The 22,261-nt window shown below is 43.7% G+C and carries 18 protein-coding genes; 7 read left to right on the top strand and 11 right to left on the bottom strand.

The window, feature by feature from the left end; all coding sequences use genetic code 11:
• Nucleotides 1–191: 191 nt before the first annotated feature.
• Nucleotides 192–389 carry a hypothetical protein gene (locus M1L62_RS28380; protein ID WP_254563023.1) on the top strand — a complete coding sequence of 66 codons (198 nt, stop codon included), beginning with the start codon at nucleotides 192–194 and terminating at the stop codon, nucleotides 387–389.
• 59 nt (nucleotides 390–448) lie between these two features.
• Nucleotides 449–1,258, top strand: coding sequence for an FkbM family methyltransferase (locus M1L62_RS28385; RefSeq protein WP_254563024.1), 810 nt, complete (start codon nucleotides 449–451; stop codon nucleotides 1,256–1,258).
• A gap of 115 nt (nucleotides 1,259–1,373) precedes the next feature.
• Here M1L62_RS28385 and M1L62_RS28390 read toward each other — a convergent pair whose 3' ends face one another.
• A complete protein-coding gene (locus tag M1L62_RS28390) occupies nucleotides 1,374–2,282 on the bottom strand; it encodes a class I SAM-dependent methyltransferase (protein ID WP_254563025.1) in 909 nt (302 codons plus the stop codon).
• 213 nt (nucleotides 2,283–2,495) lie between these two features.
• Between M1L62_RS28390 and M1L62_RS28395 the strand changes: the two genes are divergently transcribed.
• Complete coding sequence (locus M1L62_RS28395) at nucleotides 2,496–3,785, top strand: glycosyltransferase family 4 protein (protein ID WP_254563026.1); 1,290 nt, start codon at nucleotides 2,496–2,498, stop codon at nucleotides 3,783–3,785.
• Nucleotides 3,782–4,552: a glycosyltransferase family 2 protein gene (locus tag M1L62_RS28400; protein WP_254563027.1), complete on the top strand. Its 771-nt coding sequence runs from the start codon at nucleotides 3,782–3,784 to the stop codon at nucleotides 4,550–4,552. The genes M1L62_RS28395 and M1L62_RS28400 overlap by 4 nt, the downstream gene beginning before the upstream one ends.
• 16 nt (nucleotides 4,553–4,568) lie before the next feature.
• Here the strand turns inward: M1L62_RS28400 and M1L62_RS28405 are convergent, their stop codons facing one another.
• The 10 genes from M1L62_RS28405 to nirB all read right to left on the bottom strand — a co-directional run bounded on the left by M1L62_RS28405 (nucleotide 4,569) and on the right by nirB (nucleotide 18,245).
• Entirely contained in the window at nucleotides 4,569–5,006 is a 438-nt protein-coding gene (locus M1L62_RS28405) for a hypothetical protein (protein ID WP_254563028.1), read from the bottom strand.
• 280 nt (nucleotides 5,007–5,286) lie between these two features.
• Complete coding sequence (locus M1L62_RS28410; RefSeq protein ID WP_254563029.1) at nucleotides 5,287–5,544, bottom strand: hypothetical protein; 258 nt, start codon at nucleotides 5,542–5,544, stop codon at nucleotides 5,287–5,289.
• A gap of 117 nt (nucleotides 5,545–5,661) precedes the next feature.
• Nucleotides 5,662–6,978: a DUF4302 domain-containing protein gene (locus M1L62_RS28415; RefSeq protein ID WP_254563030.1), complete on the bottom strand. Its 1,317-nt coding sequence runs from the start codon at nucleotides 6,976–6,978 to the stop codon at nucleotides 5,662–5,664.
• A gap of 27 nt (nucleotides 6,979–7,005) precedes the next feature.
• The gene (locus M1L62_RS28420; RefSeq protein WP_254563031.1) at nucleotides 7,006–7,920 is read right to left on the bottom strand and encodes a zinc-binding metallopeptidase; all 915 of its coding nucleotides are present in this window, start codon (nucleotides 7,918–7,920) and stop codon (nucleotides 7,006–7,008) included.
• Between the two features lie 49 nt (nucleotides 7,921–7,969).
• Nucleotides 7,970–9,454 carry a RagB/SusD family nutrient uptake outer membrane protein gene (locus tag M1L62_RS28425; RefSeq protein WP_254563032.1) on the bottom strand — a complete coding sequence of 495 codons (1,485 nt, stop codon included), beginning with the start codon at nucleotides 9,452–9,454 and terminating at the stop codon, nucleotides 7,970–7,972.
• 14 nt (nucleotides 9,455–9,468) lie between these two features.
• Entirely contained in the window at nucleotides 9,469–12,723 is a 3,255-nt protein-coding gene (locus M1L62_RS28430; RefSeq protein ID WP_254563033.1) for a SusC/RagA family TonB-linked outer membrane protein, read from the bottom strand.
• Between the two features lie 400 nt (nucleotides 12,724–13,123).
• Entirely contained in the window at nucleotides 13,124–13,798 is a 675-nt protein-coding gene (locus tag M1L62_RS28435) for a response regulator transcription factor (RefSeq protein WP_254563034.1), read from the bottom strand.
• Between the two features lie 18 nt (nucleotides 13,799–13,816).
• Nucleotides 13,817–15,244, bottom strand: a complete 1,428-nt coding sequence (locus M1L62_RS28440; RefSeq protein WP_254563035.1) for an ATP-binding protein — start codon at nucleotides 15,242–15,244, stop codon at nucleotides 13,817–13,819.
• 5 nt (nucleotides 15,245–15,249) lie between these two features.
• Nucleotides 15,250–15,603, bottom strand: a complete 354-nt coding sequence (gene nirD, locus M1L62_RS28445) for a nitrite reductase small subunit NirD (RefSeq protein ID WP_254563036.1) — start codon at nucleotides 15,601–15,603, stop codon at nucleotides 15,250–15,252.
• A 125-nt stretch (nucleotides 15,604–15,728) separates the two neighbouring features.
• Nucleotides 15,729–18,245: a nitrite reductase large subunit NirB gene (nirB, locus tag M1L62_RS28450; RefSeq protein WP_254563037.1), complete on the bottom strand. Its 2,517-nt coding sequence runs from the start codon at nucleotides 18,243–18,245 to the stop codon at nucleotides 15,729–15,731.
• 279 nt (nucleotides 18,246–18,524) lie between these two features.
• On the opposite strand from nirB, the gene cobA reads away from it, so the two are divergent.
• From cobA to M1L62_RS28465, 3 genes are all read left to right on the top strand, one after another.
• Nucleotides 18,525–19,283, top strand: coding sequence for a uroporphyrinogen-III C-methyltransferase (cobA, locus tag M1L62_RS28455; protein ID WP_254563038.1), 759 nt, complete (start codon nucleotides 18,525–18,527; stop codon nucleotides 19,281–19,283).
• A 234-nt stretch (nucleotides 19,284–19,517) separates the two neighbouring features.
• The gene (locus M1L62_RS28460; protein WP_254563039.1) at nucleotides 19,518–20,879 is read left to right on the top strand and encodes an alginate export family protein; all 1,362 of its coding nucleotides are present in this window, start codon (nucleotides 19,518–19,520) and stop codon (nucleotides 20,877–20,879) included.
• A 67-nt stretch (nucleotides 20,880–20,946) separates the two neighbouring features.
• Complete coding sequence (locus tag M1L62_RS28465; protein ID WP_254563040.1) at nucleotides 20,947–22,260, top strand: MFS transporter; 1,314 nt, start codon at nucleotides 20,947–20,949, stop codon at nucleotides 22,258–22,260.
• Nucleotide 22,261: the final 1 nt, after the last annotated feature.

The following is a 22,261-nucleotide window of genomic DNA, read 5'->3' on the forward strand; positions in this document are numbered from 1 at the left end:
GCTTATACCTAAAGATAAGCAATTCAAAAAAATAAACAACACTAATAAAAGTAAAAAGAGACTGCCTTTTTGAGACAGCCTCTCGAGGTGAACATAGTAAATATCTTCCCTTTGCCTTTACCGAACAGGGCGTAGCTATGTTATCCAGCGTTTTAAAAAGCCCTAAAGCCTTACAGGTTAATATTACCATCATGAGAGCATTTGTCATGATTCGTCAATATTATTACGATTCAAAAGAATTGGAGCAAAGAATTGAACGTCTGGAAAATGAGATGCAGATCAAGTTTAAAGATATCTATGAAGCATTAAACTTTTTGTTAAACCCGCCAAATCCGGAAAGAAACCCTATCGGATTCAGGCTGGATGATGATCCATTTCTGGCAAAGTGAATCAATAGTAATATCTTTGGCGGACAATCGACAGCATATTATAATTTATATCATCCAAAATGTATTGGCTACGCTACCTGCTCAAAGAACCATTTCAAGCATTGCGCACATCGCGTGACAGAGAATTCATCAAACTTCTTTTAAAATACGGTGATTCCAAAAGGCATGATCAAAAACAGGTCAGCTTTGGGAAGTACACTTTTGAGGTTCCTGACGTGATGTCCTTTCTTTGGCAGTATAAGGAAATTTTTGTCGATGAATTCTATCTTTTCAAAGCCTCCAATCCGAAACCGGTGATACTCGACTGCGGTGCCAACATCGGAATGAGTATTTTATATTTTAAAAATTTATATCCCGAATCAAAAGTTATCGCCTTTGAAGCGGAGCCGGCCATCAGCGCGCTGCTGAGTGCCAACCTCTCGCGGAACAACATTACCGGTGTGGAAGTCATTTCGAAAGCGGTCTGGAAAGATGCCGAAGGTATCTGGTTTGGCAGTGAATCGGCTGATTCGTCGTCAATTTATTCGCAGGCCGAAAAGAAAAAAATCCCTTCCGTACGACTTAAAGATTATCTGGAAAAGGAAGCAAAAATTGACTTTTTGAAAATCGATATCGAAGGCGCGGAAACGGCAGTGCTGGACGACTGCCGAAAATCGCTTTCACATGTTGAGAACTTGTTTGTTGAATTTCATTCCTACATCGGAAATACGCAAGGCCTGGCCGATGTCATTCAGATATTCGAAGAAAACGGTTTCCGTTATTTCATTGATACCAATCAGCATCGCAGCAAACCATTTGTGAACCATAAATATCGTGGAAACGACGTGATGGACCTCCAACTGAATATATTTGGTTGGCGGGTGCGATAACGGCAGTCGGCAATCGGCTGTCAGATCAATGTAAGAACGACATTTTGGATGATTGACAATTACCTGGGCTGCTCCGCCGATTGCTGATTGCTGACTGCCGATAGCAAATTTTCTATTATTTCAAATAAGGATTTTTCGGAAAAACATGAATCTGAAATCCTTCCTTTTTCATCGCTTCCAACACCTGATCTGACGGTATTTTCTTAAAAATAACCGCACACAAAACCTGGGAAGGCATCAGCGAAAACTTTGTCAGAAAGTCATGCACAGCCAGTTTGCGTTTTATTTTCTTGAACGCAGCCGATGAGTTATCCGCCTTTTCCTGCGCCGCTGCCGCATTGTAATAATTGTTGTTAATTCCTTTAAAAGCAACCATCGGCAAACCGATCCCGTTGGCCAGCTTATCCATCTCCCGTTCAGACAACTTGAAAACATAGTTCCCCACCTCTTCAAACGAATAACGGTTCTTCCAGTATTTTTGCAAAAGCGCCGTATTCCAGCGATCAAAAATATTTCTGAAAGCAAGTAGAAGCGGCATTTTGGCAATCGGGTCATGTGGCTCTACCAAGATAACGGCCTCCTTCGCCACCCTGATCATTTCATAAACCGCCATATATGGCCGCGGGAAATGGTGATATGCCTCCTTGCAAAATATGTAATCGAAGGTATTATCAGCGAAAGTCAGTTTCTCCGCATTTTCAACGGCATATTTTTCAATAAGTCCGTGTTCTTTGGAAAGCGGGAGGAAAGTATCAGAGATATCCGTGGCCGTTACATCCTGCCCTTTTTTATAAAAATGATTGGCATCAAATCCATATCCGTCCCCAACTGTCAGCCAGCTTTTTTTCGACAATACAAACGGGTCGGCTAATGCAAGCAAACGTCTGTGAATCCAGTTATTTATCGTCTTGTTTTCCTGATCATATTTCCAATCAGCAATAGCTTTTTCCTGCGCCTCTCTCGTGGCATATTGTACCTCATACCAACCGGAATGTGCTTCGTGACTTTGTTTTTCAGTAGACATTATTTTTCAGTTACTCATGTTTTGGCAAATATAACTTTTACGGATAATTTTTCGCTACATCTCCTGCCTGTCATCGCGCCAATTTAGTAACTGTTTAATTCCTCAGCCTGCCAAAACGTTTTACACGGTTATAGAATTAAACCAATCTGCGCACTTTTCAGCAATAAAAACTGATTAAACGCAATATCTCGTTAATTTTGCATTCCAATTGGAATGGACGGCACATTAAAGGCCGCTCATCACGCATTAACCGGTTTTATGATTCTTCATCTGAGTACGTTTCATCTGGAAGGAGGAGCGGGCGTTGCTGCCACTCGTTTACATCGCGCATTGCTCCGTTCCGGAAGAGACTCATGGATGCTGATTCCCAAAGTTGAAAATCCGGAAACGGGTGTGGTGCCGTTGGCGGATAGTAAATGGAAAAGCTATCAGGCATTCGGGCGTTTCGTTTTTGAACGGCTTGCTTTTTATCCGTACGAAAAAGACAAAACCGTCAGGTTTGCATTTTCACCGGCTGCCGCTGGCGCGGATATCAGTGAGCATCCGCTTGTAAAAAAAGCCGATATCATTCATTTGCACTGGATCAATTTCGGCTTTTTGTCCATGGAATCCCTTGAAAAACTGTTTTCACTTGGGAAACCGATTGTCTGGACGCAGCATGACATGTGGGCGCTAACGGGAGGCTGCCATTACAGCCGAGGCTGCGAGCACTATGTTAAGCACTGTCAGTACTGCCCTTTCCTGGCCAAACCAGACCGGTATGATATTTCCTTTTCCCAGTTTTTGAAGAAAGAGCATATCTATAAACTGGGGAAAATGGCATTTGTTTCGCCAAGTCACTGGCTGGATGAACTGACCGCCAATGCGCATCTGACAAAAGCGATTCAGCATCTGACCATTCCAAACTGTCTGGATACGACCTTGTTTAAGCCAGGCGATAAGAAAGCAATCAAACAATCCCTGAATTTGCCGACAGACAAACCGCTGATTCTTTTTGCAGGGGCCAACACGCAGGACCCGCGAAAAGGATTTCATTATTTCAAAGAAGCGATCCGGCTGATCCGGGATACACACAACGATATTGAGGTTTTGATTTTTGGGAAATCAGGTGCTGCCAGCTTCGATTCCTTCCCGGCTCCGGTTCATTACCTTGGCAAAATCACAGAAACCGCCAAAATGATTGATGTTTATAATGCCGCGGATTTGATCGTGGTCCCTTCCCTGGAAGACAACCTGCCCAATACGATCATGGAGGCAATGGCTTGCGGGACACCGGCAGTGGGGTTTGAAACGGGCGGAATTCCTGAAATGATAGACCATCAGGCCAATGGATTTATCGCCACGTTGAAATCATCCGAATCGCTTGCGGAAGGAATAAAATGGGTCCTGACAAATAATAAGGAAGGAAAACTTTCTGAAAACGCAAGACGAAAAGTTCTGGAAAATTACGCCGAAACCGTGGTTACCAAAAAGTATGGTCAACTTTATGATTCTCTGTTATGAAGCCATTATTAACCATCGTCACGATCACCTATAACGCGGAACATTTCCTTCCCCGGACGCTGAAAAGTGCAGAAAGAGCCTTATTGGAAATTTCGAACAAAACTTCGGTCGAATACCTGATTATCGACGGCGGCTCAAAAGATCAGACCATCGCGATTGCCAACGAGTATCCTTTTATTTCAAAAATAATTTCCGAACCCGACCGTGGCCTTTACGATGCCATGAACAAAGGGCAAGCTTTGGCAACGGGGAAATATCTCTGGTTTTTAAATGCCGGCGATGAAATGTTTGATCACACGACTCTATCCGGTTTGCTCGCCGCTTTTGACAAAAATGCGGATGTATATTACAGCGATGCCTTGCTCGTTCGGGAAGATGGCAGTGAAGTCGGTTTGCGAAGTAAATTTACACCACACGATTTACCTAAAAACCTGAGCTGGAAGGATTTTGCGCTGGGTATGAAAGTCTGCCATCAGTCGTTCATTGCAAAAAAAGAAGTCGCGCCGGTGTATGATTACATCAACCTTAGCGCGGATATCGACTGGGAAATAACCTGCCTGAAAAATGCCAGAAAGGTTGAATATTTAAGTTTTACGCTTTGTCGATACCTGATGGGCGGCTTATCTATTCAAAATCACCGTCGCTCGCTACTCGACCGGTTTAATGTGTTAAAAAAACATTTCGGACTTATTCCTGCGCTCTGGAACCACGGAATCATTTTCTGGCGCGGGTTTTGGTTTGCGAGGAAGAATGGGAAGTATTGGTAGGAGCAGTCAATCCCGTTTAACTTTCTTTCCTAGAAGCATTAAGTGCAGCACTTTTCGTCATGAGAAAATATTGAGATGCCGGGATGATCAGTACTCCAAGATTGGCCGCGATATTTCCATAAAAATCGAAATGGAAGAACACCATCATAAGCAGCCCCGTCACAGCTATTCCGAAACCTACCAAAAAAATAGCAAACCATTTTCCCCCTACTGTTGATTTGTAAGTATCGTCAACGTTTCCACCAACATCCTGGGTAGGCTGTTTTCCTTTATCATTCCAATATCTTAATTCAACAAAAATAAACAGCAGCCCAATTGCCGCGGTAACATATCTCTGCCAGCTATCGATCTGCTTATGCAATGCTCTGTTTTCATCCAAAACAATATGACTCACCGCCACAATTGCCTGTGAGCATAAAAATAAGGCGAACAATATCTTTTTGTAAGACCGCATTGGCAAAACCAGGCTAAGTTTTAAATAATTTATTTCAAATCGGCGAGATCCGTTCCCTCACAACTTAAACCTTATCCCCTGCCTTACTTGACAAAAAGGTCTTTATGAAAAGGAATAATACATAGTCCTCTATGAACAATCCCAAACTCAAAAAAGCACGGCCAAACGTTTTCGAATCGGTTGAAACAAACAGCAGACAGCCGATTAGTACAGACATTACACCCATCAAAAATAATCGGAGTCTTATTTTCATTGTCTTGTGTCAGTTGCAGTGAGATTATTAAACTTCGAAAAACAATGTTTTGAAATATTTAGTATTCCAAAAAGGAATAAACGTTCGCCAAAAATCTTTCCTGTCAACCTTTTTCATCGAGATCAGCCGAAGACCGCTGATGTACGGGTGGTACGCAAACAGGTAAAACAGAAGCAGCATAATAAATATTTCTGCACTAACGAGACCCAATTTCACGCTTGCAACCAGCGCAGCCAAAGGAATAAAAATCAATCCGTAAAAGATTAATATGTTGCGTGTTCCCATAGAAAATGATGATTAGCTTACTTAACATTTACGTTAAAATCTATACAAAGTCACATAAACGAAAAAAGATCTTTTGGTGCTCAAAAGATCTTTTTTCGTTTATCAATATATCATCGGTTATCGCTGCCAGCTGATCCAGCCTTTTCCATCCTTCGCGCTTACCATATCATAAGCGTTATCTGCGAGCTGTACTATATAAAACCCGTTTGTGTCGTATAAATAGTTCCTGGAATCAATTGCAGGGCCGCTTGTTGGATAAGACTGCCCTAATGTTCCGCTGGATGAAAATACGATACGCCCGTCTGTTGCAAAAGTTGGCGATTTAGGGGCATCCGCATAATACAATGCCAACGCATTGTCTGTCACAAACGCAGGCCCGTAGGCATCATAGTTGCTTCCAAACTGCGGCCAGTAGAAATAATAATAATAGGGCGAAGTACCCTCATAACTCAACGAATTCACTTTAAAAGCATCATCGACGCCATTTACGTGAAAGCCGTCAAATGAAAACCAGTATCCATCATTATCAACAGCAGTCTGATACCATCTCCGCGCCGCCGTTGCATCCACTTTCAATGGTTTAGCCGCATCCACAATGGTTACCTTGGAACCCACAGCCGTTACGCCTAACGAAAGTTTAGTCGCATCCCATGTCAGATCAGTGAATCCGTTGATTGTTTGTGAACCGTTAACAAAAGGGGTTATAAAAGCAACTCCGGTTGAGCTGTAATAATACTCCGTCGTGAATGACTTCAATGTGGTACCGTCAAGCCAGTTCAATGTGATCGTCCGTGCGTTTTGATTTACAGCAATTTCATACGTCACTGCCCCAACGGTTACCCGTTTGAAATAGGTCAGATATTTAGAAATATTGCTAAAAAGCAGACTTTTGGCCAATCCACCGTTTCCATAAGCCGTGGCTTCTTCCTGCGTCGCTTTAATCAGCACAAGTTTACTCTGGTTTTTCGTACCGGTCAGCGTTATTCTGCCGGTATTCAGTGTATCTTTTTCAAAAGAAAACTCATAATCTGATTGAAGCCCCTCACCATAACTTCCGCCGTTTACACTGCCATCCGGATCTGCGAGCACATGCAGGTAGGAATAGGTATCAAAAATCAGCGACGGCGTTTGCATGGCTTTCAGCCTGTAACTGCTTTCCTTGGCCGTAGCAGCAGACTCCGGTGCAAAGTCGGAATACATCACCACGCGGTTTTTGTCATTGAATTTGAAATAAAAACTATAAACACCTCCGCCGCCGGGATAAATAATCCCCTTCCAGCCATAAGGTGCCTCCGCCAGTTCTTTCTGATAAGCTGAAAGCGTTTGATTTAAACGCTCATCCGCTGTTTGTTCAAAAACGCCGTCATCTTCTTTACAAGACCAAAGACCCGTAAGAAGTAACAATAGCCAATAGGACAGATACTTATTTTTCATCTTAAATAATTTTGAACGATCAGTTTCTTATAACAATGGAATCAGCGCAGTCCTTGTTTTCTTTTGCAGGGCATAAAAGTCGATATTCCATGCCGTCTTATAATAATTCACTACCAGGGCCTCCTTGCGTCTCAATTTCGCCTGCGCATCCGCCTGGCTTGTTCCATTCGGACTGAAACCTGCCGGAATATCATTGATCATTTTATCCCAGCCTCCCTTACCTTCCACCAACATCATCGCGATCGTTTCTACAAAATCCTCATCGAAAGCTGAGCTTGCGTACGATGTAATAAAACCATCTCTCCTGGCCGTTGCATCCGAAACGTTGATCCAGTTTTGCCCCTGATACAAGCCCTTGCAAATGGTTTTGAACTCAACGGGATAAAACTTCGTCTGGTGAAGAATGTGCCCAAATTCATGTTGCAGCGTATGCGTCGACTGTTTTACATTATTGGAATCTCTCGCCGCAACATACCCCGTCATACCCCGCACTCGAAAATTGTTCACATCAAACAACACAATTTTTCTGCCACCTTCTGCCTGTCCTAAAATAACAGAGCCATCAGACAGATATTGTACACTGCCCGACATCACAAATGTTTTGGGAGAATATTTATTAAAAAACACCTTTCCTGCCTGAACCACATACGGATTTATCCAGGTGCTGATTACCGCCCGGGAAACGGGCAAAATCAATTCTTCTTTAGGAGGCACAAGCGTTTTTGTAACATCGCCAAACTCAAACTGGTCCCATTTGTACTGCATTCTGATATTATACGGAGCCAGCAAACTATCCTTTAACCAAAGGTCAATCGGCCCTTCCACCGGAACAGGCTCCTCAGGGATTTTGCTGATATCAACATCATCTTCACCGCAGGCGCTCAAACCAACAGCAAGAACCATCAATGAGAGGAAAGATTTAAGTGTTATTCTCGTTTTCATGCTTTGAATATTTTTAGTTTAAACTACCCTGTTTTAACCAGCTTAAACTTTATCGCTTATTTAATTCCAAACCCGATAAAACGGCGGCCTGCGGCAACTGCAAAACCCGTCTCGGATCATCGCTGTTGACCGTGATCACCTGTCCCTCCGCTGTCGGATGCTCCACGTCAATACCGTAACGAAGAATATCGAACCAACGCATCCCTTCCTGTGAAAATTCCAGTCTTCTCAAATCAGCGATGGAGATCAGCAGACCCAATAAGTTATTCTGAGTGGTATTGCTAAGGCCGTAATAACTTCTGATTTTCGCAGCCGTTACCGCATGCGTCGCAGAGTTATAGTTTCTGATCCTTTTGCTCATGAACAAATTGATGTCCGCCAATGAAGCTGCCGAATTATTCAGATAAAGATTGGCTTCCGCACGATTGAAGAGCACTTCTTCGGTGGTGAACAAAGGAACCATTACATACGTCATACCGATTTCTGCATTCACCGATTCCTTCACAAAATATTCCGTCAACTTGGGAATAAACAAATTTTCCTCCCCCTGCGTATAAATAGGGTAAGCCCAACCCGCAGAAGTACCCGTCAAACCGCTAACCTGGTTAATTTCAGACCATTTGGCGTTTGTAAGACCATAACGATACGACGGCGCATATCTACCAAACAATGAATTGGTTTCAACAAGGAGCAGGTTGGCATTTTCACTGGCCCGGGAATATCTTTTCCATATGGCATCGTAGGAGAGCGTGATGTACTCCGTGTTCCATGGACGCAGATTGGAGGCAATATCGCCGCTCGGAAATACCTTGTTGGCATATTCAACCACTTTGGCATAATTTCGTTTTACCAGATAAAAGCGGGAAGCAAAAGCATTCGCCGCAGCCTGATTGAAGTGATATTTGGGAACCGTGTATGAAAAATCAGCAATCAACGGCAAGCCTTCCAACAGATCTTTTTCGATCATTTCATAAACATAAGCCACCGTTTTACGTTCATATTTTTTCACTACGACATCTTCGGACTCAGTCACATAAGGAATCCCCGGATCAGAAGACGCCGTCGCAGGATCGTAAAATTTGGAATAAAAACTGACCAGCATAAAGTGAGCATAGGCTCTCGCTACCAAAGCTTCGCCTTTTTGCGCGCTGAAACTGCCCGGATTATCGGCTTTTGCTATGATTTCCAAAGCAAGATTGGTTGCTGCAATCGCGCGATAAGCCTGTGCCCAATACATGTCGGGTGCATCCTCTTTATCAACGGGCGCGTCCACTACCTCAAAAAGATAAGAACCCCTGTTAACACGGTCGTCCTGTCCCCTGCCTTTATCGGCGACATTATCACTCATCGATTCTCCGAAGGTGACGTAACTGCCCTGCGGATAAGCCGTGATCAAAAGCTGTGACACCTGTTCCGGCGTTTTGATATTGGCTCTGGTACTGTCCGGTTCGGTACTTAAAAAATCATTACAGCCCAGCACAAAGAACAAAGGCAGTAAAAGAAATATTCTGATTAGAAGTCTACTAATTTTCATATTCATTTCTTCAATTATATCGTAAACTTAAGAGCTACCGTAAACTGTTTTTGAATAGGCTGAGCCACCCCGCCCGTGTTAAAGAACTCAGGATCCTGGCCTTTCAGCTTTTTGTCAGCATAAATCAGCCACGGATTGATTGCTGAAACCTGAACGGAAGCACTTGACATGCCCAGGCGTCTGATCGTCGCAACCGGCAGTTTGTATGCCAGCGATACCGATTTCAAACGGATAAAATCTCCTTTGGCAACACGCTGACTCGAATAGTTATAGGTGGTGTAAGGATAAGTTCCGGCGAGATACTGATTTCTCAATAAGTCAGGAATGGCAGGCATGTTCGTAATTTTCTCGTCTCCCGGCATTTCCCAACGGTCGTTAAACTCCTTGGGCATTGCATCCAGATCGCTGAAAGCAGGTCTGCTGGTGTTGCTTCCTTTGAAAAGTGGGTTCAAACGGATTTTGTTTCCAGCCTGTCCGGTAAGGAAAACATTAACAGTGAAATCTTTATACGTGAAAGTATTGTTCAAACCACCGGTTAACGGAGGATCAACCGGCCCTTCATATTTCAGGTAACTCGTGGTAAGATCCTGAATATAAACGTCAGAGCTAAGTTCACCTTTTTCATTGATGTAAGTCGGTACGCCGGTTTTAGGATCGAGCCCTCTGTAATCAACAGAGAAAAGCCCTCTCACCGGATAACCCTGAATATTGGCACCTTCCGCCTTTACCATATCAAAAATACTCGGGATGTTATCCACATTTGTAATTTTGGTATGAGCATAACCAGCGGTTAACCGTGAGCGCCATGACCAGTCCTTTGATTTATAAATAACTGCTTCTAATGATAAATCAACCCCTTTTGACTGCATATCGGCATAATTGGCGATTTTGAAGGTTTGTCCGCCAATACCTGACGTTCTGAAACGATCGATCAGATCAAAGCTGTTTCGTAAATACACATCAACCGTCAGGTTAAATCTGTTTGCCATCAAGCCCAGATCAAGTCCCAGGTTACCGCTGTAAAGTTTTTCCCAGGTTAATTCAGAGTTCGCCAGCGATGCCAAGTCAATTGCGGACTCTTTCTCATCAGTATACGGACGGTTAGTGATTAAACTTTTAAGCAAAACTGCCGAGTTTGTTGCAGGACCCGTACTGGCTGTCAATCCATAACTTCCTCTTAATTTGGCATAACTAACCCATCCCAGATCCTTGATAAAACTTTCACGATCCAGGTTCCAGGATCCCGCAACGGTCCAGGTAGGTAGCCAGCGTCCGATAGCCGATTTACCGAATCGGTTGGATCCGTCGTATCGGGCATAGGCGGTAAAGTTGTATTTGTCATCAAGCGTATACCCCAAACTGGCATAGAACGCAGCGAAACGGTCATACGTCTTTTCCATTCCATAATACTGGAAATTGCTTTCGATGGTTTGCTTCAAAATCCGGTAATCGACAAAAGGCACGCCGCCCTGGTCATACTGATAACCATAACCCGTATTGTTGGCGTTTTGCCTGTTCGTATATTTTATTTCCTGTCCTACCAAAGCATTCACAGCGTGTCGTTCTGCATAAATCTTATTGAAGCGAAAATTATTTCTGATGTTATAGAAACTCATTTCATCTTCATTACGATTATAAAAACCGCCGCGTGGCAACACGATGACCGGATACGCGTCAGGATCATCCGGATCGGTATATAAAAACTTGTTGGCTCTTGCGATGGTTGAGGTTTCAGCTGCGCGATAAGCGTTAGCCATATTCGAATTTTCTGTGATCTGATGCTCCCTGCCGGTTTTGATATAGCGTAAAGCACCCATAAAGTCATACTGGATACTCGGTGTGATTTTGTAGGTCAAATCGCCCTGCAAACGAATATCAACCAGATTAAGGTCGATGTGGTTGTTTTCCAGCTCGGTCAGGATATTGAACGGGGCAAAATTTCTTCTGAAATATTCACGGTTTCCGTTTGCATCAAAGGCCGTTAACACCCGGCTGGTATTCAAGGCGTAACTAAAAGGGTTGATATCAAAATCACGGTCATAAGTCCCCTCAACCGGGTTGCTCTGACGTGTTAAAGATCCCGGCGCTTTTTGCTGACGTACAGATGACAAGGTCGAAAAACCAACCGACAACTTATCAGAAAACTTGTAGTTATTCCGGAAGTTAAGCGTATATCGTTTTACCTTATCTGCAACGGTCCAGCCGTTGTCACTTAAAAAACTGGTTGAGAAATAAGATTGAGACTTATCTGTTCCAAAGGAAACGCTTAGTGAATGCTCCTGAACAAAGTTATTTTTAAACAGGATATCGAACCAGTCTGTGTTGGCAGCAGCATAACGGGATAAAAACTTGTTTTTGCCTTCCTGATTATTGACTACACCAAATCCACCTTCATCATTACCGGCGAGCAACGTGTAATATTTCCCGTAAACACCGTAATCCGGTTTTTCCAGCACATTCGAATTCAAATAACCTTTTCTGCTCATTTCGACCAAAACAGACATCTGTTCCGCGGAATTCATGATGTTGAAGTTGCGATAAGAAGGTTTTAGCTGGGTGCTGAAATTGCCGGAATAACTTACGACAGGCTTTCCTGATTTCCCTTTTTTGGTTGTAATAACGATAACCCCATTCATAGCACGTGCACCGTACAACGCCGCAGCGGCCGCATCTTTCAGGATATCAAAGGTTTCAATATCATTCGGGTTCAGACCTGCAACGGCTGATCCCAACAGCGTAGTCGGATCACCGCTTGAAAGCTGATCATTGGAGATATTAACGATATCTTCCAAAACCACCCCGTCGACAACCCAAAGCGGTTTGTTATCTCCATTTAAGGAAGTAGCACCACGGATACGGATTTTGGGAGCCGCACCAAATGTACTGGAAACGTTTTGAATGGATACACCGGCAGCACGTCCTTCGAGCATACGGCTTACGTCAGGAAGCCCGTCGATACGCACGTCGTCGGTTTTTAAAGTTACGGCAGAACCAGTAAATTTATCTTTGTCAATTTGCTGAAAACCGGTAATTACCACATCCTGCAACCCGACCGCATCTTCCGAAAGTTCAATTGATACAAATCTGGAAACGGGAACTTCTTTGGATAAAAACCCGATCATACTCACAACCAGCGTTGCGCTTTCATTCACATCGGGTATCTGAAACTCTCCCTTTTCATTGGTAACTGTTCCTTTCAATAACCCCTTGACCCGTATCGTAGCACCGATTAGCACCTCGCCGGTTTTACTTTTTACGACACCACGCACTTCAATATTTGCAGCTGAAGCCTGGGATGAAACGATTGTAAAAACTGTGCAAAAAAAAGTACTTAATAAGAACGCAAAGAATGGTCGAAAACCATTGATCCGATAAAAAATCCTCATATGTGAATGAAAGTAAAGTTCTTTATTAAATAGGTCTTCAACTTTAATGAATCCAATTATACACATAATCGGAATAAAAAACGAGATTTTTTTCGGCGGAGTCTATAATTGCCGACAGTATTATTTTGACCAATAATATTTTTAAAATCGGTCAAAATACCGAATATGTACTAAATAAAGAGCTTAGTTTGTACAATATCAGGAAATGTAGGGGTGGTAACAGTTAAATTTACTAAAAAAAATTCTATCTGCAATAAAGATTCATATGATTAAATACGGTGACTTAAACTTTCTGACGGTCACGAAGTGCCAGCCCTATCAGTTCAGCTGTATTTTTCACATTGGCTTTTCTCATAATACTGGCTCTTTGATTGGCCACAGTATTGGAACTGATCGCAAAATGTTCTGCGATATCTTTACTGCTCATGCCTTCGGTCAGGCATTGTAAAATCTGTTGTTCGCGTGGCGTCATTTTATTCCAGACGGAGGGTCCGCCGGAGATAACTTTTACCTCAGTCTCTTCGTGGTCTTTCTGAGGCAAAATAAGACTGCGGATAATAATAGATGAAGCATTAGGCGGATAATACAATTCGCCCGCAGCCACGCTGCGAACAGCGCGTAATATTTCATCCCTTCCGGTATCCTTCAGCAAATAACCGGCCGCTCCGCTTTTTACAGCCGAGAGAATATAATCAGGATTGTTGTGCATGCTAAAAACAAGGATCCGCATTTCAGGATAAACCGGCATGAGCGTTTTGATAGCGTCGAGTCCCGACATACGCGGCATTGTAAGATCCAGTAATATTACATCCGGATTACAAGCTTTGACGCTGTCCATCACCTCATCCCCATCGGATGCCTCACCCACAACGAGGATATCTTCCTCATCTTCCAGCAAAGTGATAATACCTTGTCTTACAACAGAATGATCGTCAACAATAAGTATACGTATTGGCATCTCGTTCAGATTTATGATTTACACAGGAATATTGATAACCAGCCTGGTACCTTTATCCACTTTGGAAATAATTTTCATTTCACCGTTGAGCAATTGCGTACGCGTCCGGATGTTGTCAATTCCATTTCTGGTCAAAAAGGATCCGTTTTTATTTTTTAAATTACTAATTAAAAATCCTTTCCCATCATCTTCAATCTCCAAAAGAATCCGATTCATCTTTTGTTCTAATTTAATCTTTATATTATCCGATCCGGAATGTTTAACTGCATTATTGAGCGCTTCCTGCGCAATCCTGTACAAGCCAATTTCCATTTGTGCATTAAGTTTAATTCTCTCGCTGTCGCCTTCAAATCTGACCCGGATCCCTGATAAGTCTGCCGTTTGCTCACAAAGTACACGAAGCGCTGCATTAAGTCCGAAATCACTCAATACCGAAGGCATCAGATTAAAAGAAACCTGACGGGTCGTTTGAATCGTCTCCTGAATTAAGGAGACCAGTTTATCAAAACGAAGCCGTTGTTTTTCATCAGCAAACTGCACCTGTTTCAATTTTTCAGCATGCAGTTTAAGCCCCGTGAGCATTTGCCCTATGCCGTCATGGAGTTCTAGCGCGAAACGTTTCCGCTCTTCCTCCTGTCCTTCTATCAAAGCCGAGGTCCGAACCCGGTTTTCAGATAATTGCAACTGATATTTTTCCTCTTCGCTTCTTATGAGATCATTTTGTGCTCTTAACAGCTGACTGTTGGTGATTTTCAGTTTATCGTTCGCCATTTTTACCGCATCTTCCGATTCGGCCAGCAAACGAACAACCCGTCGTGTCGTATTCACAACGGGTCTGAAAATTAATATCCCTTCGGCCAAAAGAACCAGCAGTGTCAGTACATCTAAAATCCATTCGATCTGTTCCAGGATTTTTATCCGCCCATAACTTTCAGAATCAAACTGAAAAACAATCGCTTCCATTTGATTCAGAAATACCGGTTCTGTGGCAAGAATGATCTGAAGCGCTTTTTTTTTGTCGGTATCCGAAACCCCTGGGCTGCTCACAACGACAAGGTTTTGATAGATCGTTTGAAACACCGGTTCGAGTTTCCGATACATTTCCTTGATTGAGTCGCTTTTCAGGACCACGAACTCACTCTCCATCTTGATCCTGCCGCGAAGCAGCTGCTCATGGCTGATTTTCCAGATGGTGAGCAATGAGTCTATCTTGACGGAATCGTCCGTTGGAATGCCTTCTGTATGGAGGATTGCAAGTTTGGTCAGCCGCTGGCTTAACATGCGCTGGCGGCCGGCCACATTGACTACCCGACTGTCATGGTTGAGATTATTGATTGTCCTTCGTATTAAAAAAAGCCCGCTAACGGTAAGAATGGCTACCAACGTAAGCGCCACAATGTAATAACGGGTGAGACGATCTGCAACCTGACTTTCGAGTTTCTCCATACTGTTTACAAACCGATGTATACCTGATTTTCCTTGATTATGACAGGAAAGGTATTAATCTTATAGTCGTCATCATTCAAACACTGGCCATTTTTAAGAGAAAAAGTTTTTTTGTGGAACGGACAGGCCACTTTTGGCTCTTCGCCCTGGCTGCCGATCATCCCGCGACCAATTGCCATTTGCTGACGGTGCGGGCATTCATTATCCGTTGCGTACCACTCGCCGCGGCGGGCGAAATTGAAGATCGCAATTTGCTTTCCTTCGATTAATGCGCAGCCGCCGCCATCCTCAGGAATATCTTCTACACTGCATGCTAAATGCCAAACGATTCTGTCTTTTGTATTTGTTGTTGGTTCCATGATTTTTTCTGATTTGATTGGTTTCCGATGCATTCACCCGGAATCGCCGGGCATTACCCGACGTTCACCCGGAGTCACCGGGCGTTGCCCGGTGCTAAGGTATTACGGCCTTTCAGGCCTGGGTATTAAACCCATTCTTTGGCTCGTTTTTGGGTACGTAAATCTTCAAATGCAACTGTTGGATCTTTGTCCGGCACGTTAACAAAGTGATTGTAACGCTTACGAAGCTCAGGACTATCAACCACTTCCTTCCACTCGCATTTGTAGTTATTGATCAGCGACTGCATTTCGTTTTCAAACTCTGCTGCCAACCCCAGAAGATCATCCACAACAACAGCTTTCAGGTAAGAAATCCCGCCCTCCATCTTGTTCAGCCAGGTGGCAGTCCTTGTCAGCGGATCCGCAGTTTTGATATAGAACATCAGGAATCTATCGATCAGCTTGATACATGTTTCCTTGTCCACATCAGAAGCAATCAATTGTGCATGCTGTGGTTTTGAGCCTCCGTTTCCACAAACGTATAAGTTCCAGCCTTTTTCAGTGGCGATGATACCAAAATCCTTGCTCTGCGCCTCTGCACATTCGCGAATACAGCCCGATACCGCAGATTTAAATTTATGCGGCGCACGTATCCCCTTATATCTTTCTTCTACCTCGATAGCAAACGAAACAGAATCCTGCACACCAAAGCGGCACCAGGTAGAACCTACGCAGCTTTTCACAGTACGCAACGCTTTTCCATAAGCATGACCACTTTCAAAACCTGCGTCGATCAGCTCTTCCCAGATCAGTGGCAGATCATTGACGTGCGCACCGAATAAGTCGATACGCTGACCACCCGTTATTTTGGTATAAAGGCCATATTTCTTCGCAACCTGCCCAATCACAATCAGTTTATCCGGAGTAATTTCACCGCCCGGAATACGCGGCACGACAGAATAGGTACCACCTTTTTGAATGTTGGCCAGATAACGGTCGTTTGAATCCTGAATTGGCGCACGGTCTTTTGTCAAAACATTTTCATTCCAAAGACTTGCCAGAAGGGATGCTACAACGGGTTTACAAACTTCGCAGCCATCACCATGACCAAACTCATTCAACACCTCGCCATAAGTTCTCAGGCCATTCATTTTCACGAGATCAAGCAGTTCCTGGCGTGAATGATCGAAATGCTCACAAACCACATTTCTCACATATTGGCCATTTTGCTTCATTACGCCCTGAATGATATCTTTCACCATCGGGATACAGCCGCCACAACCGGTTCCGGCTTTGCAGCATTTTTTCAGCGCATCAATCGTTGTATGACCGTTTTCACCAATCTCATGACAGAGCATTCCCTTCGTCACCGCTTCACAAGAGCAAATCAGCGCGTCATCAGGCAGGCTCATCACACCAGCACCGGCATCCTCCCCACCTCTTGAACCCAGGATCAGGTCTTCAGAGTCCGGCGGAAGTATTGTTTTATTCTTACAGGTTTGCAGCAGCATGTTGTATTGCTCTGCGTCACCTACCAAAATTCCGCCTAAAAGTTCTTTACCATCCGGCGACACATTTATTCTCTTGTAAATGCCTTTCGCCTTATTTTCATAACGAATCGTTTTACAAGCAGGCTCCTCTATGAAAGGATCTCCGAAACTCGCCACATCCGTTCCGATCAGTTTTAGCTTGGTGGACATATCGTACGGCAAAAATTCCTTTTCCGTACCGGTCAAAGCACCGGCAACCACGTCAGCCATTTCATAACCCGGCGCAATTAATCCGTAGATCATATGGTGCGCCAAAGCACATTCGCCGATTGCGAAGATGTACGGATCCGAAGTACGTAGACCATTATCCACTACAATCCCGCCGCGAGGGTGCGTATCCAGCCCGGCAATTTTAGCAAGCTCGTCGCGCGGACGAATACCTGCGGAAATAACCAGCATATCCACATCCAGGAAGGAATTATCGGCAAACTGCATCCCCTTAATAAAATCACCTCCAACAATCTCTTGCGTGCTTTTAGCCAGATGAATATTCAAACCCAACGACTCCAGCTGACTTTGTAAAATTTTGGACCCCGCATCATCAATCTGTCTTGGCATCAAACGTGAGGCAAATTCAACAACGTGAGCTTCTTCCAGGCCAAGGTCAAGCAATGCTTTGGCAGCTTCCAGCCCCAGCAAACCACCACCAAGCACGGCACCTCTTTTTGCCTTTTTGGCATACGCTTGGATCAACTCAAGATCCTCTATAGTCCTATATACAAAAACACCATCTTTTTCCACACCCGGAATAGACGGAACAAACGCACCGGAGCCCGTGGCCATGACCAGATAGTCATAATGCACTACGTGTCCATGGTGAGATCTTACCAGTTTCTCTTCTCTGTCGATATCTACAACAGGGTCAGAAAGGAACAGTCTGATACCATTTTCAGCGTACCAATCCACACTGGCCATAGTAAGATCATCAGCAGTTTTACCAGCAAAATATTCACTAAGGTGAACGCGATCATAGGCTACACGAGGCTCTTCCCCAAAAACCGTCAGTGTAAATTCCTGATCATTTTTTTTCCTGGCTAGCAATTTCTCGCAGAATTTGTAGCCGACCATACCATTACCAATGACAACGATATGCGTGTTTGTGTTTGCTTTCATAGTTACAATTAACTATTAATTTTGAATAACCCTGTTGTTTTATTGTAATATTCTAATAATACCCCTTATTTACCACCAAATATTACATGTCAAAATTAAACTGTGTTTTTCTATTTTCCTAACTTTATATTCTATTAATGATCATTTTACACACTTATTTTTTGGCAAAAGTATTGTTTTGTAAAATATTGCTGTTAATTTTGAACCAATAAATCGACATAGTGAACATTTACTATGTATAGTACATTTCTAATATTCACCAGAACATATATATAAGAGATGGAGCCGAAACTTACACTCGTGGGAGCAGGTCCGGGAAACGGAGAGTTGATCACCTTAAAAGGAATCAAGGTTTTAAAGACAGCCGACGTCGTTTTGTATGACGAGCTGGTCAGCACCGAAATACTTGATTTCGCACCAGAGCAAGCGTTGAAAATATATGTAGGAAAAAAATCAGGTGCGGCGTCATTTTCTCAGGACGAAATCAACGGACTGATCGTAAGACTTGCACGTAAACGCGGACATGTGGTTCGTTTGAAAGGCGGAGACTCCTTTGTTTTCGGACGCGGTCATGAAGAGATGGAGTACGCACGTGACTATGATATTCCTTGTGAAGTTGTACCTGGTGTTTCAAGCTGCATCGCGGTGCCTGCTTCTCTGGAAATTCCTGTAACGCGGAGAGGTGTAAGCGAAAGTTTCTGGGTCATCACCGGCACAACGAGAAACGGTGAGTTATCTGACGATATGAGACTGGCTGCTCAATCCAAAGCAACGATCGTTGTATTGATGGGTATGAATAAGCTGAACGAAATTTGTGATCTGTATAAATATTTTGGACGCGGACATTTGCCTATGGCGGTGATTCAAAACGGCACACGCCCGGATGAAAAAAGCGTAATGGGCCAGGTTTGGGAAATGCCGAGACTGGTAAAAGAAAATAATCTGGGTACGCCGGCAATCATCGTACTTGGAGAGGTTGTAGGATTGCATCCATCTTACGCGATGGAATATCTGCAGAGTATAAATCTGGCTTCTTAGCAAAAAAGCCGATCAGGTGTGGGGACACCAAATCGGCTAATGTATTATCCCAACAGGGCTATTCAAACTCAAGGGATATTGTTCATGTTTCAAATAAACAGATCAAATAAAATGGAAAAAAGAACATAAAGCAAATTCTAAAAAATTACTTGAACGCGCAACGTCGCCTTTAAGCCTGAATTAAGCCACTAGAATGGCACTGGTTATCTTTTTTCATTTTATCCAATGATCCAAATGAAAACAATTCGCTACCTCTTTATTACCGGAGCAGCACTGGGAATCTCTGCACTTTTGTCGTTGGAAACGATGGCACAGCTTAGCATTTCCGGACAACTCCGTACACGTTCCGAACTACTTTCCGGTCAGGGATCACCTCTTTCCAAAGGAAGCAAGCCGGCATTTTTCACATCGCAACGCACACGATTGAATGTGGGGTACAAGGGATATCGCACGCAGTTTTTCATTTCAGCGCAGGATGTAAGGGTCTGGGGACAGGATGCTTCCACCAACAACCGCGTTACGAATGCCGCTCAAAATGGCTTTATGTTACATGAAGCCTGGGGAGAGATCAGTTTACTGGACACAAACCAGATCAAGGCCGGCAAAGAATTTTCATTGAAAATCGGACGTCAGGAATTGCTTTATGATGATAGCCGTCTACTTGGGAATCTGGACTGGCTGCAACAGGCAAGAAGACATGACGCTGCTTTAATTAAATACAGTAACCAGGGTTTTACCGCACATTTCGGTTTTGCGTATAACCAGAACAGTGAGTTAAAAACAGGTACTTTATACAACGGTGTACCCAATGGGTATCCTGCCGGAACCAACGGAATCGGCACGATGTACAAGTCGATGCAGTTTGGTTATGCGAGTAAAAAATTAAAACAGGGTATCGTTTCATTACTTGTTTTAAAGGACGATTTTCAAAAATATACGTTAACACAGACTGGTACGAAAAATCTCGAAAAAGGGGTGAACAGCAGAGTAACATTTGGCCCGTACTTGCAAACAAAACTTGGAAAAAGCTGGAATCTGACGGCAAGCGCGTACATGCAGCAGGGTAAGGATAAGGACGGAGCTAAACTCTCAGCCTATATGTATTCGGTGAAAGGAGTTTATGATGTAAATAAATTCATTTCAGTGGGTCCCGGATTTGATTATACCTCAGGCAGCGGCACCGGCAGTACCAAGAACAAAACGTTTGACCCGTTATACGGAACACCGCACAAGTTCTGGGGACAGATGGATTATTTCTACGCAGCCAACGGATTCGGGAAAGGCGGTTTGTCCGACCTATATCTGACGAGCACAATCAAAGCGTCACCCAAACTTTCGATACAGGCGGATCTTCACCAGTTTTCGAGCCCTTCGCAGGTTATTAATGCCAAAGACGAAAAACTCAGCAGCAATTTTGGAGAGGAACTGGATATCATTGCCACTTTTAATTTAACAAGAACGATAAGCTTCCAGGGAGGATATTGCACATTTTTACCAACGAATTCACTGGCCCAGGTTAAGGGCGTAACCGATCCTCAGAAGATGGCCAACTGGGCCTATCTGATGATCAGCATCAAACCTGATTTCCTTAAATAATCCGAATACATCAAGAATTTGAATGCCGCATCACTCTTATTATAAAAGCCTCAAATCTCATTGAACTATGGAAACGACAAATAAACCGTTACAGAAACTAAATATTTTCAGTGTTAAAGGTGTTCAAATGAGAACCTTTCACCTGACCTGGATGGCATTTTTCCTTTGCTTTTTCGGATGGTTCGGATTGGCCCCTTTAATGACGGTAGTCAAAACTGATCTTGGACTAACGAAAGGACAAATCGGGAATATCATTATTGCATCGGTAGCAGCCACGGTTATTGCCCGGATCGCAATCGGAAAACTTTGCGATACCTGGGGACCACGGAAAACGTACACCGCGCTGCTTGGAATCTGTTCCATCCCGGTTATGACAGTCGGTTTGGTTCATTCTTATGAAGGTTTTTTACTTTTCAGACTTGCCATCGGGGTGATCGGTGCTTCATTCGTCATTACTCAATACCACACTTCGGTCATGTTTGACAAGAAGATCGTAGGAACTGCCAACGCCGTTGCCGGTGGATGGGGAAATTTGGGCGGCGGAGTTACGAACATGGTTATGCCGTTGGTTTTTGCAGGGTTCGTAGGCGCAGGTTATTTACCTGAGTCGGCATGGAGACTAGCCATGGTTGTACCGGGTGTTTTGCTTTTGATCTTTGCTTTTGTTTATTATTTCTACACAAAAGACACGCCGGCTGGTAACTTTGATGAACTGCCGGAATACAACCAGACATCGGCTGTTAAAACAAAAGGAACCTTGACACTGGCGATGAAGGATCCACGTACCTGGGCACTTTTCCTTGCCTACGGCGCTTGTTTCGGAATCGAGATCACCTTTGATAACATTGCCGCTTTATATTTCTTTGAAAACTTTGACACCACACTTGCAGTAGCAGGTATCCTCGCCGGAACGTTTGGTTTCATGAACCTTTTTGCCCGGGCATTGGGAGGTATCGTCGCTGACAAAGTCGGCTTGAAATATGGAATGCTAGGGAAAGGCCGTCTGCTTGCGCTTTTGCTAGCTTTGGAAGGAATCGGTATTGCATTGTTCGCACAGAGCGGCAGTCTGGTAATTGCGGTAGCGACCATGTTGTGTTTCGCAATGTTCCTGAAAATGGCCAATGGTGTTACTTATTCAATCGTTCCTTTTGTAAACCAGAAAGCGATCGGATCTGTGAGCGGAATCGTTGGGGCAGGTGGAAATGTTGGAGCAGTTTTGGCCGGATTCCTTTTCAAATCAAGCTCAATCACTTATTCTCAGGCATTTGTATACATCGGCGTAGCGATCGCCTGTGTGGCAGCCATCGTAGCCTTAGTCAATTTTGACAAAATAAGAACAGCAGTACCCGAAGCCAATACGCTTGAAACTGCTAATTCATAAT

Origin of the sequence: Dyadobacter diqingensis (genome assembly GCF_024220585.1) — a bacterium.
In the GTDB taxonomy this organism is placed as follows: domain Bacteria; phylum Bacteroidota; class Bacteroidia; order Cytophagales; family Spirosomataceae; genus Dyadobacter; species Dyadobacter diqingensis.

What these genes read in the sequence shown, in the direction of transcription:
- M1L62_RS28395 (WP_254563026.1), top strand. Translation starts at nt 2,496, where the DNA reads ATGGACGGCACATTAAAGGCCGCTCATCACGCATTAACCGGTTTTATG.
- M1L62_RS28390 (WP_254563025.1), bottom strand. Translation starts at nt 2,282, where the DNA reads ATGTCTACTGAAAAACAAAGTCACGAAGCACATTCCGGTTGGTATGAG.
- M1L62_RS28435 (WP_254563034.1), bottom strand. Translation starts at nt 13,798, where the DNA reads ATGCCAATACGTATACTTATTGTTGACGATCATTCTGTTGTAAGACAA.
- M1L62_RS28385 (WP_254563024.1), top strand. Translation starts at nt 449, where the DNA reads ATGTATTGGCTACGCTACCTGCTCAAAGAACCATTTCAAGCATTGCGC.
- M1L62_RS28410 (WP_254563029.1), bottom strand. Translation starts at nt 5,544, where the DNA reads ATGGGAACACGCAACATATTAATCTTTTACGGATTGATTTTTATTCCT.
- M1L62_RS28400 (WP_254563027.1), top strand. Translation starts at nt 3,782, where the DNA reads ATGAAGCCATTATTAACCATCGTCACGATCACCTATAACGCGGAACAT.
- nirD (WP_254563036.1), bottom strand. Translation starts at nt 15,603, where the DNA reads ATGGAACCAACAACAAATACAAAAGACAGAATCGTTTGGCATTTAGCA.
- M1L62_RS28415 (WP_254563030.1), bottom strand. Translation starts at nt 6,978, where the DNA reads ATGAAAAATAAGTATCTGTCCTATTGGCTATTGTTACTTCTTACGGGT.
- M1L62_RS28460 (WP_254563039.1), top strand. Translation starts at nt 19,518, where the DNA reads ATGAAAACAATTCGCTACCTCTTTATTACCGGAGCAGCACTGGGAATC.
- M1L62_RS28465 (WP_254563040.1), top strand. Translation starts at nt 20,947, where the DNA reads ATGGAAACGACAAATAAACCGTTACAGAAACTAAATATTTTCAGTGTT.
- cobA (WP_254563038.1), top strand. Translation starts at nt 18,525, where the DNA reads ATGGAGCCGAAACTTACACTCGTGGGAGCAGGTCCGGGAAACGGAGAG.
- M1L62_RS28405 (WP_254563028.1), bottom strand. Translation starts at nt 5,006, where the DNA reads ATGCGGTCTTACAAAAAGATATTGTTCGCCTTATTTTTATGCTCACAG.
- nirB (WP_254563037.1), bottom strand. Translation starts at nt 18,245, where the DNA reads ATGAAAGCAAACACAAACACGCATATCGTTGTCATTGGTAATGGTATG.
- M1L62_RS28440 (WP_254563035.1), bottom strand. Translation starts at nt 15,244, where the DNA reads ATGGAGAAACTCGAAAGTCAGGTTGCAGATCGTCTCACCCGTTATTAC.
- M1L62_RS28425 (WP_254563032.1), bottom strand. Translation starts at nt 9,454, where the DNA reads ATGAAAATTAGTAGACTTCTAATCAGAATATTTCTTTTACTGCCTTTG.
- M1L62_RS28380 (WP_254563023.1), top strand. Translation starts at nt 192, where the DNA reads ATGAGAGCATTTGTCATGATTCGTCAATATTATTACGATTCAAAAGAA.
- M1L62_RS28420 (WP_254563031.1), bottom strand. Translation starts at nt 7,920, where the DNA reads ATGAAAACGAGAATAACACTTAAATCTTTCCTCTCATTGATGGTTCTT.